Here is a 13593-nt window from a genome sequence, read left to right as displayed (position 1 = left end):
TATGACAGAAATATTAAGGGCATCTTAACGATGCCCTTTTTCATGGATTTTTGGCGGGGAATGGATTCAGAGCATTTTGCGGATCACATAATGCAGAATGCCGCCGTTCTGGAAATACGTCAGTTCGTTGCCCGTATCAATACGGCAGCGTGCGTTGACCGTTTCCGTATGCCCGTCGGCGTAGGTGATGTGTACAGCCACATCCTGCCCCGGCGTCAGGGTTTGTAATCCCCGGACGCTGATCTGCTCATCGCCGGTCAGTTTCAGCGTTTTGCGGGTCACGCCCTGCGGAAATTCCAGCGGTAAAATCCCCATGCCGATCAGGTTGGAACGGTGAATACGTTCGAAAGATTCCGCAATCACCACGCGAACACCCAGCAAACGCGGCCCTTTCGCCGCCCAGTCACGGCTCGACCCGGAACCGTACTCTTTACCGGCAATCACTGCCGTCGGCACGCTTTCATGCTGATAACGCATCGCCGCATCGTAAATCGCCAGCTGATCCTGCGACGGAATATGGCGGGTAAATCCGCCCTCCACGCCCGGCACCATTTCGTTTTTGATACGGATATTGGCGAACGTCCCGCGCATCATCACTTCATGGTTACCGCGCCGCGAACCGTAGGAGTTAAACGCCTTGGGCTCCACGCCGTGCTGTTTCAGATATAATCCCGCCGGGCTTTCGGCTTTAATATTCCCGGCGGGCGAGATGTGGTCGGTGGTAACAGAATCCGCCAGAATCGCCAGAATACGCGCGTCGTTGATGTCTTCCAGCGCGTCCGGCTCCGCTTTCATGTCACTGAAGAACGGTGGATGACGGATGTAAGTCGAATCTTCCTGCCAGGTGTATGTCGGTGTGCCTTCGACCTGGATCGCCTGCCAGGTAGCGTCGCCGTTGAACACTTCCGCATATTCTTTATGGAACATGGCCGTGGTCACCTGCCCGACCGCGTTGGCAATTTCTGCCGCCGATGGCCAGATATCTTTGAGATAAACCGGTTTGCCGTCCGCATCTTCACCCAGCGGATCCTGAGTCAGATTGACATTCATGTTCCCGGCCAGCGCATACGCCACCACCAGCGGCGGTGAGGCCAGCCAGTTAGTTTTGATCAGCGGATGAATACGGCCTTCGAAGTTACGGTTACCGGAGAGCACCGCACCGACGGTTAAATCACCGGATTTAATCGCGGATTCAATCGGTTCCTGCAACGGCCCGGAGTTACCGATACAGGTAGTGCAGCCGTAGCCCACCAGATTGAAGCCGAGTTTTTCAAGGTATGGCATCAGACCGGCGGCATTCAGATAATCGGTCACCACTTTAGAGCCCGGTGCCAGCGAGGTTTTTACCCAAGGTTTGCGGGTCAGCCCTTTCTCAGCGGCATTCTTCGCCAGCAAACCCGCTGCCATCAGCACGCTGGGGTTAGAGGTGTTGGTACAAGACGTGATGGCCGCAATCACTACCGCGCCGGTCGTGAGCGCGTAATGCTGCCCTTCCAGCGTGAAGCTTTCTGTGTCGCTGCGCCCTGGCTTGCTGTTGCCCAGTTCAAGCTCCGTAGCCGCTTTAAACGCTTTCGGCACATCCGGCAGCGCCACGCGATCCTGCGGGCGTTTCGGGCCAGCCAGACTCGGCTCCACACTGCCCATATCCAGCGACAGCGTGCTGGTGAATACCGGCTCGTCGCCCGCGTTTCGCCATAATCCCTGCACCTGCGAATACGCTTTGACCAGTTCGATTTGCTCGTCGCTGCGGCCGCTCAGTTTCATGTAGCCGAGCGTGACGTCGTCCACCGGGAAGAACCCGCAGGTCGCCCCGAATTCCGGCGACATATTGGCGATCGTAGCGCGGTCTGCCAGCGGCAAATCCGCCAGGCCGTCGCCATAGAATTCAACGAATTTGCCGACCACGCCGTGCTTACGCAACATCTGCGTGACGGTTAACACCAGATCGGTTGCGGTGATGCCTTCACGTAACTTGCCGGTCAGCTTGAAGCCAACGACGTCAGGGATCAGCATGGACACCGGCTGGCCCAGCATCGCCGCTTCTGCTTCGATCCCGCCGCAGCCCCAGCCCAGAATGCCCAGACCATTGATCATGGTGGTGTGCGAATCGGTGCCGACCAGCGTGTCCGGGTAAGCGATGGTTTTACCGTTCTGCTCTTCGTACCAGACGGTCTGCCCGAGATATTCCAGGTTAACCTGATGGCAAATGCCGGTGCCCGGCGGCACGACGCGGAAGCGGTTAAAGGCCTTCTGTCCCCAGCGGAGGAACTGATAGCGTTCGTTGTTACGCTCCATTTCCAGCCGGACGTTTTCATCAAAGGCTTCGTCATCACCAAATTCATCCACCGTCACCGAGTGGTCGATAACCAGATCGACAGGCGATAACGGGTTCACCTGGTCGACATTACCGCCGAGACGTTTTACCGCCTGCCGCATGGCGGCTAAATCCACCACCGCCGGCACGCCGGTAAAATCCTGCATCAGGACGCGCGCAGGCCGGTAGGCAATTTCACGATCGGCGTGGCCGCTTTTTTGCCAGCCGACCAGTTCACGCAAATCGCTTTCCGTTACAGTGTCACCATCAACATGGCGCAGTAAATTTTCGAGTAAAACTTTGAGGGATTTTGGCAGGCGCTGAATATCACCCAGCGTTTTGGCTGCGAGCGGCAGGCTGTAGTAATGAAACTCCTTCTTCTGGACTGCCAGTTTATCCAGACTTTTCTCACGAATATCGGACGACATAGCTTCTCCTTTTACTGCTCATTTCTCGCGCCTGCGTGGCCATTCAGGAATAACCCGCAGGCTTGTAAGTGCATAGTTAAACATAACACAAAATATGGTTAACATTTTCATAACAACACGAAGTGTTCATCAGGCAAAAAAAATCCCGCGGCATCGTAAGACGTCGCGGGACGGAGATTTTCAACAATGTGAACCGTTTTACTTCACCGGCAGTTTGATGTCTTTAAACATCTCTTCGATATCTTCGTTTGAGCGCAGGGCAATGGCGGTATCCACCACGTCACGCGTCAGATGCGGCGCAAATCGCTGGATGAAATCGTACATGTAGCTGCGCAGGAAAGTGCTGCGGCGGAAACCGATTTTGGTGGTGCTGTACGTGAAGATATCACGCGCATCGACCATCACCAGATCCGGATCCTGAACCGGATCGACTGCCATGCTGGCGATAACGCCGACGCCCAATCCGAGACGGACGTAGGTTTTGATGACGTCAGCATCGGTCGCAGTAAAGACGATACGCGGCGTCAGCCCGGCGCGGTTAAAGGCGGTATCCAGCTCAGAGCGGCCGGTAAACCCGAAGGTGTAGGTCACAATCGGATACGCCGCTAACTCTTCAATGGTGACTTTGTCTTTGCCTGCCAGCGGATGATCCGGCTGAACCACAACCGCACGGTTCCAGTGGTAGCACGGCAGCATAATCAGGTCGTCGTACAGATGCAGCGCTTCGGTAGCAATCGCGAAATCCGCGTTGCCTTTGGAGACGGCTTCGGCGATTTGCGTTGGCGAGCCCTGATGCATGTGCAGTGAAACACGCGGGTAACGTTCGATGAAGCCTTTGATGACGTTCGGCAGTGCGTATCGTGCCTGAGTGTGCGTCGTGGCAACGTACAATGAGCCTTTATCAGGATACGTATGTTCGCCCGCGACCGCTTTAATCGCATCAACTTTAGACAGCACTTCACGCGCAATGCGGATAATTTCCTGCCCGGCGGGCGTGACCTGCGTCAGATGTTTACCGCTGCGGGAGAAAATCTGGATCCCCAGCTCATCTTCCAGCATGCGCACCTGCTTACTGATCCCTGGCTGCGACGTGTACAGGCCTTCTGCCGTCGAACTGACGTTCAGATTGTGATTAACAACCTCTACGATGTAGCGCAGTTGCTGCAATTTCATATCTCATACCACCCTGGTTTCATACCCTGTCACCCTCCCTGTTCACCCACTGGCTGAACAGACTGGAAATGATTTTTTATTGAATGCCCGAAGTCTGTGAATATATTGCTTTATGACGCTGACGCATTAACTTATTACAAATGTGAATAAAAACAAATTTTATATAACAATTATATCAATAACTGACACATTGTATAGCCAGATAACATAAGGATTACAGCAGGCAGCACTACCCTGAGAAGATATTCGCGAGGAACAGGTCGATGATAGATCTTAATGCAATAAAAAAACCAGCCCGAAGGACTGGTTTTTTACAATCGAATAACAACAGGTTTCAGGCTTCGGCTAAATAATACTACTTCTTGCCTTCGACCCATTTGCCATCGACAAAGAACGCCGTCCAGCCAGTGGCTTTGCCGTCTTTTTCCGAAGACACATACTGCTGCTTCGTTTTACGGCTGAAACGCACCATCGATTTATTGCCTTCCGGGTCAGCGACTGGCGCATCGGCCAGATAGCTCAGTTTTTCCGGCAGACGATCTTTGAAGCGCTTCAGTTCTTCCACCAGCGGCGCACGGGTTTCGCGCGATTTAGGGAAAGTATTGGCCGCCAGGAAAACACCCGCCGCGCCGTCGCGTAAAACGAAATAGGCGTCAGATTTTTCACACTGCAGCTCCGGCAACGGAACCGGATCTTCTTTCGGCGGCGCAACGTCACCGTTACGCAGGATCTTACGGGTATTTTTACACTCGTCGTTGGTACATCCCATGTACTTGCCGAAGCGCCCCATTTTCAGGTGCATCTCAGAACCACATTTCTCGCACTCAACGATCGGGCCGTCATAACCCTTGATACGGAATTCGCCTTCTTCGATTTCGTAGCCATCACATTCCGGGTTGTTACCGCAGACATGCAATTTGCGCTGGTTGTCGATGAGATAGCTGTCCATCGCCGTACCACATTTGCCGCAACGACGTTTAGCACGCAGCGCATTGGCTTCCGCTTCATCACCTTCAAGGATGTTGAGAACTTCAGCATCCGCAATCAGGTTGATGGTGGTTTTGCAGCGCTCTTTCGGCGGTAACGCATAACCGGAACATCCGAGGAACACACCGGTACTGGCGGTACGGATACCCATCGGACGGCTGCACGTCGGGCATTCGATACTGGTCAGTACCATCTGATTCGGGCGCATACCGCCTTCTTCAGGGTCTTTCTCAGCGGTTTCCAACTGTTTGCTGAATTCGGCGAAGAATTCATCCAGAACCGCTTTCCATTCCGCTTTGTTATTCGCGACCTGATCCAGCCCGTCTTCCATGCGGGCGGTGAAGTCGTAATTCATCAGTTCGCGGAAGTTTTGCTCCAGACGGTCTGTGACGATTTCACCCATTTTTTCCGCATAGAAACGGCGGTTTTCAACGTGTACATAGCCACGATCCTGAATGGTCGAAATGATCGACGCATAAGTGGACGGACGGCCAATGCCACGTTTTTCCAGCTCTTTCACCAGGGACGCTTCGCTAAAACGCGCAGGCGGTTTGGTGAAGTGCTGGGTAGGCAGCAACTGTTGTAATTGAAGATCGGTACCCACTTCAATGGCAGGCAGGATACGGTCTTCGTCGCCCTTACGCAGCGCAGGCATGACTTTCGTCCAACCGTCGAAACGCAAAGTACGGCCTTTGGCGCGCAGGGAATAATCGCCCGCTTTTACCGTCAGCGTGGAAGAGTCGTATTGCGCCGGTGTCATCTGGCAGGCCACAAACTGGCGCCAGATCAGCTGGTACAGACGCTGCGCATCCGCTTCCATATCTTTGAGTTGCTCAGAGACTACGGCAACGTCAGAAGGACGGATCGCTTCGTGTGCTTCCTGCGAGTTTTCTTTGTTGCTGTACTGCAACGGCGCTTTCGGCAGGTATTTATCGCCAAAGTTTGTGCCGATGTAGCCGCGAACCATTTCTACGGCGTCCTGGCTCAGGTTGGTGGAGTCAGTACGCATGTAGGTGATGTGACCGGCTTCGTAGAGACGCTGCGCCATCATCATGGTTTTCTTCACGCCAAAGCTCAGACGGGTACTTGCCGCCTGCTGCAACGTGGAGGTAATAAAAGGCGCGCCCGGTTTGCTGCTGGTCGGTTTATCTTCACGATCCACCACCTGGTAACGCGCTTTTTCAAGCAACGAAACTGCCGCATGGGTTTGCTCTTTATTGACCGGCTTGAACGGTTTATCGAGGTGATGCGTCACTTCCATTTGCAGGGCGGTTTCTTTCTTCGCCAGCAAATCAGCGTGCAGCTCCCAGTATTCTTCCGGCACGAACGCTTTGATTTCTTTTTCGCGTTCGACCACCAGACGCACCGCTACGGACTGAACACGGCCCGCGGATAAACCCCGGGCAATTTTCTTCCATAACAGTGGGGAAACCATGTAACCCACCACACGGTCCATAAAGCGACGCGCCTGCTGAGCATTAACACGATCGATATTCAGCTCGCCCGGTTCTTTAAACGCATTCTGAATCGCGTTCTTGGTAATTTCGTTAAATACGACGCGGCTGAAACGTTTTTCATCACCGCCAATCACTTCCCGCAAATGCCAGGCAATCGCCTCTCCTTCGCGGTCAAGGTCGGTTGCGAGATAGATATGGTCAGCTTTTTCCGCTAACGCTTTTAACTCAGCAACCACTTTTTCTTTACCGGGAAGTATTTCGTATTGTGCTTCCCAACCATGATACGGATCGACGCCCATGCGATTAACCAGCGCGGTTTTCTCATCCTTTTTTACTTTTTTCTTTGTTTTTTCTTCGGTTGAGTCGGCGGTCTTTTTAGCAGCGGATCCACTGGTCGGTAAATCACGGATATGACCGACGCTGGACTTAACCACGTAGTCATTTCCTAAATATTTATTAATCGTTTTGGCTTTTGCCGGGGACTCAACGATTACGAGAGCTTTACCCATAATTACCTTTACCTGAATGATTCTTCATCATCTGAAGAAGATTTTGTCTAGTTATGCCGCGGCACAATATCACGTCTTTTTTTATATTGCGGCAGTGAGTCAGAACGTCAACTCATTTCTTTAAAAGAACGAGCGAACTGACTTCCCGAGGTTCAAAACACTGATTCTGCGAGGGATTAACCAGACAGGGCTCAGCAGAATGTGCTCTTTCCTATGTCAAATAATGACCAAGCGTAAACAAAACATTCCAGCTAAAGCCACAAAATCCCACACTCTACCTGATAAAAATCGACACGCAAACTAATTAACACGGAAACGCCCTTTTCGCCAATGTGTTCAATCTTTTCGGCAAACAGGTCAAATAATCACCACATTTTAAAACCATTACCCACAGCCGATTTGCGGTTTTAACAACGGCAGGATTACAATAACGTCAGCAATTATAGTGGGGAGTAAATATCATGCACGAAAATACATCGGCAATAAGTCGCGAAGCTTTACTGGCCGAAGCGAATAAGGTTATCCGTGAGCACGACGAGTATCTTAGCGGAATGACCGCAACCGGGGTTGAACAGAAAGGCAATGTACTGGTTTTTCGCGGTGAATTTTTTATGGATGAAAACGGTTTACCAACCCGAAAAACGACAGCGGTATTTAATATGTTTAAACACCTGGCCCATCTTTTTTCAGAAAAATACCATCTCGAAGATTGAGATAAAAACGCAGCAATAAAAGAAGGCGCACCCGGTTAACTGTAGCGGTAAATCAGCGCGATCAAAAAAGGGACCGAAGTCCCTTTTTCTTTGCACGTTTTATACGGCCGGGCGTTTACAGCAGCGGCTTCTGGCTTCGCTGCAACCAGCGCAGGAACAGACGATCTGCGCTTTCTGCCGCGCTACCGGTGAATCTGTCCATCATGCGTTTACGGCGGGCATAACGCACCGCAATCACTTCATGATTTTTCATCTCTGCAATCAGCAAATCATCACTGGTGCCGATGGCGTCAATCAGGCCATTTTCACGCGCCTGCGTCCCAAACCAGTGTTCACCGGTTGCCACAGTATCGATATCCAGCGACGGACGATTCTGATGCACAAACTCCTTGAACAGCACGTGCGTTTCGTTGAGATCCTCGCGGAATTTCTCACGCCCTTCTTCGGTGTTTTCACCAAGCAGCGTCAGGGTGCGTTTGAATTCACCCGCCGTGTGCAGTTCGATATCAATATCGTTCTTTTTCAGTAAGCGGTTGAAGTTAGGGATCTGCGCAACCACGCCAATCGAACCGATAATGGCAAACGGCGCGGCGACAATACGGTCAGCCACACAGGCCATCATATACCCGCCGCTGGCGGCAACTTTATCGACCGCCACCGTCAGGCGGATCCCGCTCTGGCGCAGACGAACCAGCTGCGAAGCCGCCAGGCCGTAACCGTGAACCACGCCACCCGGACTTTCGAGGCGCAACAGCACTTCATCTTCCGACGTCGCCACCGCAAGTACCGCAGAAATTTCTTCGCGCAGCGAAGTCACTTCATGCGCATCCATACTGCCTTTGAAATCGAGAACATACAGACAAGGTTTGGATTTAACTTCGCCCGCTTTGGCCTGCAGTTTTTTCTGTTTGGCTTCCGCTTTATCCTTTTTCTTCAGTTCTTTACTGCGGATTTTCAGCTCCGCAGGACTCAGACGCGCGCTGCGCATTTCACGCTGCATTTCGCGGTACTGCTCCCCTAAATCGACCAGCTGCAACTCACCTTTCCCGTGAGATTTGCGATGACGAAGGCCGACCACCAATACCACGAGCGCACCAATGGCGATCACTACGGTCACTACTTTGGCCAAAAACAGCCCATAAAGAGAAAGTAAATCCACACTAACCGCCTTTTCGATGTGGTCATAAAACCGTTATGAAAGATGCTGAACATTCTAGACAATCGGCGCTGCGGCGTCTTGTTCGAAGATGACATCATGCCAGAGACCAAAAGTGAGTGCGCCATTGTTCCAATTTTGTTACAAAAGAGCTATTCGTTTTCGGGTTAATCATTGAAACTCCAGCCCATTTGAGGCATATAACCGGTGATCAATTCCGTAAGACGCCAAATTCACGCCAAAATGTCGGACTCCGGTCGAGCGCAATGTCTCCCGTTTCCGGCATTTTTGATACTCAGCGCGCCTGATGTGAAGACGGTAATCGCCGCCACATCCCTCGCCGAACTATGAGGACCGACCATGCATTACCATCCGAAATCTGACCTGCTCAGCAACCGTATTATTCTCATCACTGGCGCGGGTGACGGCATCGGACGCGAAGCGGCGCTGACCTACGCCCGCTTTGGTGCGCAAGTCATTTTACTTGGCCGCACCGAAAGCAAACTGGCCAGCGTTCAGCAGGAAATAACCGCGAAAAATCTGCGTCCCGCGTTCATTTATGCACTCGATTTACTGACCGCGACTGAGCAGGATTGCCAGCGCGTCGCCCGCCAGATTACCGAATGGGTGCCGCATCTCGACGGTGTTTTACATAACGCCGGGCTGCTGACGGAGATTACGCCGATGGCCGACATTGAGTTGCAGGACTGGATGAACGTCATGCAGGTGAACGTCAACGCGACGTTTATGCTCACGCAGGCTTTGCTGCCGCTGCTGCTCAAATCCGCCAGCGCATCGCTGGTGTTCACCACCTCCAGCGTCGGGCGCGAAGGCCGCAGTGGCTGGGGCGCTTACGCGGTATCGAAATTCGCCACCGAAGGCATGATGCAGGTGCTGGCCGAAGAACATAAACACACCGGTCTGCGCGTGAACTGCATCAATCCAGGCGGAACCCGTACCGGTATGCGTGCGTCAGCGTTCCCCGATGAAAACAAAGATAAACTCAAAACACCGGCAGAAATTATGCCGCTGTATCTCTATCTGATGGGCGATGACAGCCGTCGTAAAACCGGCATCAGCTTTGATGCCCAGCCGGGCCGTAAAGCCGGTCCAGCCGAATAACGGAGCCAAAAATGACTGAAGATCGCCACAAACAGCGCCAGCAAAAGCTGAAAGAACAGGTCGATGCGCGTATTGACGCAGCAAAAGAACAACGCGGTATTTTGATTGTGTTTACCGGCAACGGCAAAGGCAAAACCACTGCCGCTTTCGGGACGGTGACCCGCGCCGTCGGGCACGGAATGCGCGCGGCGGTGATTCAGTTTATTAAAGGCGAATGGCCGAACGGCGAGAAGAATTTGCTGGAGCCGCACGGTGTTGAATTCCAGGTGATGGCCACCGGCTTTACCTGGGAAACGCAGAATAAAGAAACGGACACCGCCGCCTGTCAGGCCGTCTGGCAGCACGGAGAACGTATGCTGGCCGATACCTCTTTAGATCTCGTGGTGCTCGATGAACTGACGTACATGGTCAGTTTCGGCTATCTGGATTTACAGGAAGTGATTGATGCGCTGAATGCCCGTCCGGCGCACCAGACGGTGATTATTACCGGCCGTGGCTGCCATCGGGATCTGCTGGAACTGGCCGATACCGTCAGCGAGCTGCGTCCGGTGAAACATGCTTTTGATGCGGGCATTATGGCGCAGCAGGGCATCGACTGGTAACGTCCTGCTTTGCTTTTTAAACGTATGCTTTACAGATTAAATTTCAAAGCGTTATCTGACACTCCGCCAGCGTCGCCATTTCATTGTGAATCGCGCAGGCGGCATCAATCAGCGGTAACGCCAGCGCGGCACCGCTGCCTTCGCCCAGACGCAAACTCAGGTCAAAATATGGCTGCAACCCCAGCGCTTTCAGGGCAATTGTTGTGCCCTGCTCCGCCGAAAGATGTGACGGAATAAGATAGGGTTTCAGCGCCGGTGCAATCTGGCAGGCCGCCAGTGCCGAGGCGTAAGACAGGAACCCGTCCAGCACCACCGGAATTCCGGCCGCCGCCGCACCAATCATCGCGCCTGCCATACCGACCAGTTCAAACCCGCCGACTTTCGCCATCACATCCAGCGCGTCCGAGGCGTCCGGCTGATTCACCGCGATGGCTTTTTCCACCACGCTGATTTTATGCGCCAGCCGCTCCGGCGGAAGGTTTGCGCCCAGCCCGACCGTTTGCGCAGGCGCTGCACCGGTCAGCACCGCGACCATCGCCGCTGCGGGCGTGGTGTTTGCCATACCCAGTTCGCCGACCGCCAGCAGAGAAAGCCCGCTTTCCGCTTTCGCTATCACGCGCTCTGCGCTCCAGACCAGCAGGGATTCCGCCTCTTCACGGGTCATCGCCGGGCCGGTCGCAATATTCCCGGTACCCTGCGCAACTTTGTGGTTGAGCGTGCCGGGAATATCCGGGCCAAGGATCCCGCAGTCAACCAGCGTCACCTGCGCACCGGCGTTACGCGCCAGCACGGAAACACCGGCTTTTCCCTGGACGATATTCACCGCCTGAATCGCAGTGACGACCTGCGGCGAAGGCGTCACGCCTTCCTGCCACACGCCGTGATCGGCGGCCATCACCAGAATCTCTTTGCTGGGGAATTTCAGCGGCGCTTTACCGCGAATCGACGCCAGCTGAATAGCCAGCAGCTCCAGACGCCCGAGACTGCCCAACGGTTTAACCAGGCTGTCCAGACGTTCTGCGGCAGCCCGTGCGGCGTCTGCGTCGGGTTCTGCAATCTGACGGATAATATTTGCCAGCGAAGCCATCGGAGTTCCTTATCGTGATTAGAAATGTTAAATACCGCTGTCGTTAAATCGCTGGATAACGCAGGCTCCCGGACTTAAATCGATTTCGCACAGACAGCCTTGTTTAAACGGAAAGCGCCACATATCGGCGGGCGCGAGTTTCAGCATCATCGCCAGCAAGAGGCTGAGCGAACCCTGATGCGCCACAATGGCCACGTGGTTTTCCAGCGGGCGAAGGTGAATTTGCTGCAACGCCTGACGGATCCGCCCGGTGAATTCAGAGAACGATTCGCCCTGAGGCACGGCGGCTTTTTGCCAGTCCTGACACCATTGCTGATAGCCCTGCGCTTCCGAGGCTTCCAGCTCTTTGTGATGACGCATTTCCCATTCGCCGAACCCCATTTCTTTGAGCAGCGGCTGGGCTTCCACAGTGATGTCACGGCCATTAACAATAAATTCTGCCGTGGCCTGACTGCGGCGCATACCGGAGTGGATCACACAATCGAGCGGCGTTTCCGCCAGCTGGCGTGCAACGTGCTGCGCCTGCGTTTCGCCTTGTGCCGTCAGCGCGATATCGCTGCTGCCGCAGAAAACGCCGTCGACGTTTGCCTGAGTTTGTCCGTGTCGTATCAGATACAGTTTCATTAATTATTTCCGGAACTCAGTGCCATAAAAGGAAGAACAAAAATACCAGTTCGCTTAATTCGCAGGCCGCGCCTAACGTGTCACCGGTTTGCCCGCCAATACGGCTGGCGACAAAGCGGCGGAATGTTAAGGTAAAGCACAGCGTGACCAGCAGGGCAAACAGTGAGGAAAAACCGGCGATGCACAGAACCAGCGCCGCCATCAGCAGCAGCGTCGCATAAAAGCGCCCTTCGCTGATTTTGCCGATAAACAGGTTGCCCATGCCTGATTCACGGGCGTAAGACTGCCGGAACATCATGACGGACATCATTCCCCGCCCGACAACCGGCGTTACGACCAGTGCCGTAAACACCGCCAGCCCGTCGGCGCTTAACTGATAAATCAGCGCAGTGCGCAGTAAAATCGCGATAATCAGCGCCAGCGCGCCGTTGGTGCCAATGCGGCTGTCGCGCATAATTTCCAGAATACGCTCCCGGCTGCGCACCGAAAACAGCCCGTCACAGGTATCTGCCAGACCGTCAAGATGTAGTGCTCCGGTCAGCACAATGTGGGCGAGAACGGCACATATGGCCGCCGGAAATGGACCGACGTGCGGAACCAGAATCCCCCAGACCAGCGCAGAAAGCAGGCCGACAACCAGCCCGACGAAAGGGAAACACGCAATCCCGCGCGGATAATCTTTCATTTCAACGCCGTCGCACCAGCGTTCTTTGACCGGTATGCGGGTGAGGAACTGCAACATCGCGAGAAACAGACGCCACGTCATCATCGTAATATCCTTTTTACGCAGAAGTTTTTACCGGCACCGGGATCCCGGAAACGACCAGATAAACCTCATCTGCCGCAGCCGCCAGTTGCTGGTTCACCCGCCCGGCGATGTCACGAAAGCGTCGCGACAACAGGTTATCCGGCACAATTCCCATACCGACTTCATTGGTGACAAGAATCACTTCCGATTCACAATGCTGCGCGGCGTCAGTCAGATCAGTGATTTGCGCCAGAATATGCTGTTCGATGGCGATGAAATCCATCGCTTCCGGATCAGCTTCTCCGTCCATATCAAACAGCAAATTGGTAATCAGCGTGGTGATGCATTCAATGACGATCGTCGGGAATTCAGCCTGCTTCAGGCGCACAACGTCGGCTAAATCGCGGTGACGTTCAAACGTGTGCCAGTGTGCCGGACGTTGCTGCTGGTGAAAGCGGATCCGCTCGGCCATTTCCGCATCAGTCACCGCAGACGTGGCGATATACAACACGTCTCCGCCGCGCTTTTCTGCGATCTGTTCGGCAAAACGGCTTTTACCGCTGCGCGCGCCGCCGGTAATCAGCATCATAATCGGCTCCCTGTGGATACAAATGAATAATCACCTTTTGCCCTGATTTTCTGAGCAAAAAAAACCGCAGCCGGTGAGGGCTGC

At 53.8% G+C, this 13593-nt stretch carries 11 protein-coding genes; 3 read left to right on the top strand and 8 right to left on the bottom strand.

Translation table 11 applies throughout. The features are described from left to right. Positions 1 to 66: 66 nt before the first annotated feature. From acnA to topA, 3 genes are all read right to left on the bottom strand, one after another. Positions 67 to 2742, bottom strand: coding sequence for an aconitate hydratase AcnA (gene acnA, locus BV494_RS03845; RefSeq protein WP_104921656.1), 2676 nt, complete (start codon positions 2740 to 2742; stop codon positions 67 to 69). Between the two features lie 198 nt (positions 2743 to 2940). Then, entirely contained in the window at positions 2941 to 3915 is a 975-nt protein-coding gene (gene cysB / locus BV494_RS03840; protein ID WP_104921655.1) for an HTH-type transcriptional regulator CysB, read from the bottom strand. A gap of 355 nt (positions 3916 to 4270) precedes the next feature. After that, the gene (topA, locus tag BV494_RS03835; RefSeq protein ID WP_104921654.1) at positions 4271 to 6868 is read right to left on the bottom strand and encodes a type I DNA topoisomerase; all 2598 of its coding nucleotides are present in this window, start codon (positions 6866 to 6868) and stop codon (positions 4271 to 4273) included. 461 nt (positions 6869 to 7329) lie between these two features. On the opposite strand from topA, the gene BV494_RS03830 reads away from it, so the two are divergent. After that, positions 7330 to 7581, top strand: a complete 252-nt coding sequence (locus BV494_RS03830) for a YciN family protein (protein WP_104921653.1) — start codon at positions 7330 to 7332, stop codon at positions 7579 to 7581. Between the two features lie 115 nt (positions 7582 to 7696). Here the strand turns inward: BV494_RS03830 and sohB are convergent, their stop codons facing one another. Beyond that, positions 7697 to 8740 carry a protease SohB gene (sohB, locus tag BV494_RS03825; protein WP_104921652.1) on the bottom strand — a complete coding sequence of 348 codons (1044 nt, stop codon included), beginning with the start codon at positions 8738 to 8740 and terminating at the stop codon, positions 7697 to 7699. Between the two features lie 357 nt (positions 8741 to 9097). Here sohB and BV494_RS03820 point away from each other — a divergent pair, with 357 nt between their 5' ends. Beyond that, positions 9098 to 9859, top strand: coding sequence for a YciK family oxidoreductase (locus BV494_RS03820; RefSeq protein ID WP_104921651.1), 762 nt, complete (start codon positions 9098 to 9100; stop codon positions 9857 to 9859). Between the two features lie 11 nt (positions 9860 to 9870). Beyond that, positions 9871 to 10461 carry a cob(I)yrinic acid a,c-diamide adenosyltransferase gene (gene cobO, locus BV494_RS03815; protein WP_104921650.1) on the top strand — a complete coding sequence of 197 codons (591 nt, stop codon included), beginning with the start codon at positions 9871 to 9873 and terminating at the stop codon, positions 10459 to 10461. A gap of 43 nt (positions 10462 to 10504) precedes the next feature. Here cobO and cobT read toward each other — a convergent pair whose 3' ends face one another. Genes cobT through cobU form a run of 4 tightly spaced genes read right to left on the bottom strand, consistent with a single transcriptional unit; the run spans position 10505 to position 13509 of the window. Next, positions 10505 to 11548: a nicotinate-nucleotide--dimethylbenzimidazole phosphoribosyltransferase gene (gene cobT, locus BV494_RS03810; protein ID WP_104921649.1), complete on the bottom strand. Its 1044-nt coding sequence runs from the start codon at positions 11546 to 11548 to the stop codon at positions 10505 to 10507. 27 nt (positions 11549 to 11575) lie between these two features. Further along, positions 11576 to 12172 carry an alpha-ribazole phosphatase gene (cobC, locus tag BV494_RS03805; RefSeq protein WP_104921648.1) on the bottom strand — a complete coding sequence of 199 codons (597 nt, stop codon included), beginning with the start codon at positions 12170 to 12172 and terminating at the stop codon, positions 11576 to 11578. A gap of 16 nt (positions 12173 to 12188) precedes the next feature. Beyond that, entirely contained in the window at positions 12189 to 12941 is a 753-nt protein-coding gene (gene cobS / locus BV494_RS03800) for an adenosylcobinamide-GDP ribazoletransferase (protein WP_104921647.1), read from the bottom strand. 13 nt (positions 12942 to 12954) lie between these two features. Next, on the bottom strand, positions 12955 to 13509 hold the full coding sequence (gene cobU / locus BV494_RS03795) for a bifunctional adenosylcobinamide kinase/adenosylcobinamide-phosphate guanylyltransferase (RefSeq protein ID WP_104921646.1): 555 nt from the start codon (positions 13507 to 13509) through the stop codon (positions 12955 to 12957). Positions 13510 to 13593: the final 84 nt, after the last annotated feature.

The organism is Rahnella sikkimica (assembly GCF_002951615.1).
Taxonomy (GTDB): Bacteria; Pseudomonadota; Gammaproteobacteria; order Enterobacterales; family Enterobacteriaceae; genus Rahnella; species Rahnella sikkimica.
This window is presented reverse-complemented; position numbering and strand designations above follow the sequence as displayed.

What these genes read in the sequence shown, in the direction of transcription:
- acnA (WP_104921656.1), bottom strand. Translation starts at nt 2,742, where the DNA reads ATGTCGTCCGATATTCGTGAGAAAAGTCTGGATAAACTGGCAGTCCAG.
- cysB (WP_104921655.1), bottom strand. Translation starts at nt 3,915, where the DNA reads ATGAAATTGCAGCAACTGCGCTACATCGTAGAGGTTGTTAATCACAAT.
- topA (WP_104921654.1), bottom strand. Translation starts at nt 6,868, where the DNA reads ATGGGTAAAGCTCTCGTAATCGTTGAGTCCCCGGCAAAAGCCAAAACG.
- BV494_RS03830 (WP_104921653.1), top strand. Translation starts at nt 7,330, where the DNA reads ATGCACGAAAATACATCGGCAATAAGTCGCGAAGCTTTACTGGCCGAA.
- BV494_RS03820 (WP_104921651.1), top strand. Translation starts at nt 9,098, where the DNA reads ATGCATTACCATCCGAAATCTGACCTGCTCAGCAACCGTATTATTCTC.
- cobO (WP_104921650.1), top strand. Translation starts at nt 9,871, where the DNA reads ATGACTGAAGATCGCCACAAACAGCGCCAGCAAAAGCTGAAAGAACAG.
- cobT (WP_104921649.1), bottom strand. Translation starts at nt 11,548, where the DNA reads ATGGCTTCGCTGGCAAATATTATCCGTCAGATTGCAGAACCCGACGCA.
- cobC (WP_104921648.1), bottom strand. Translation starts at nt 12,172, where the DNA reads ATGAAACTGTATCTGATACGACACGGACAAACTCAGGCAAACGTCGAC.
- cobS (WP_104921647.1), bottom strand. Translation starts at nt 12,941, where the DNA reads ATGATGACGTGGCGTCTGTTTCTCGCGATGTTGCAGTTCCTCACCCGC.
- cobU (WP_104921646.1), bottom strand. Translation starts at nt 13,509, where the DNA reads ATGATGCTGATTACCGGCGGCGCGCGCAGCGGTAAAAGCCGTTTTGCC.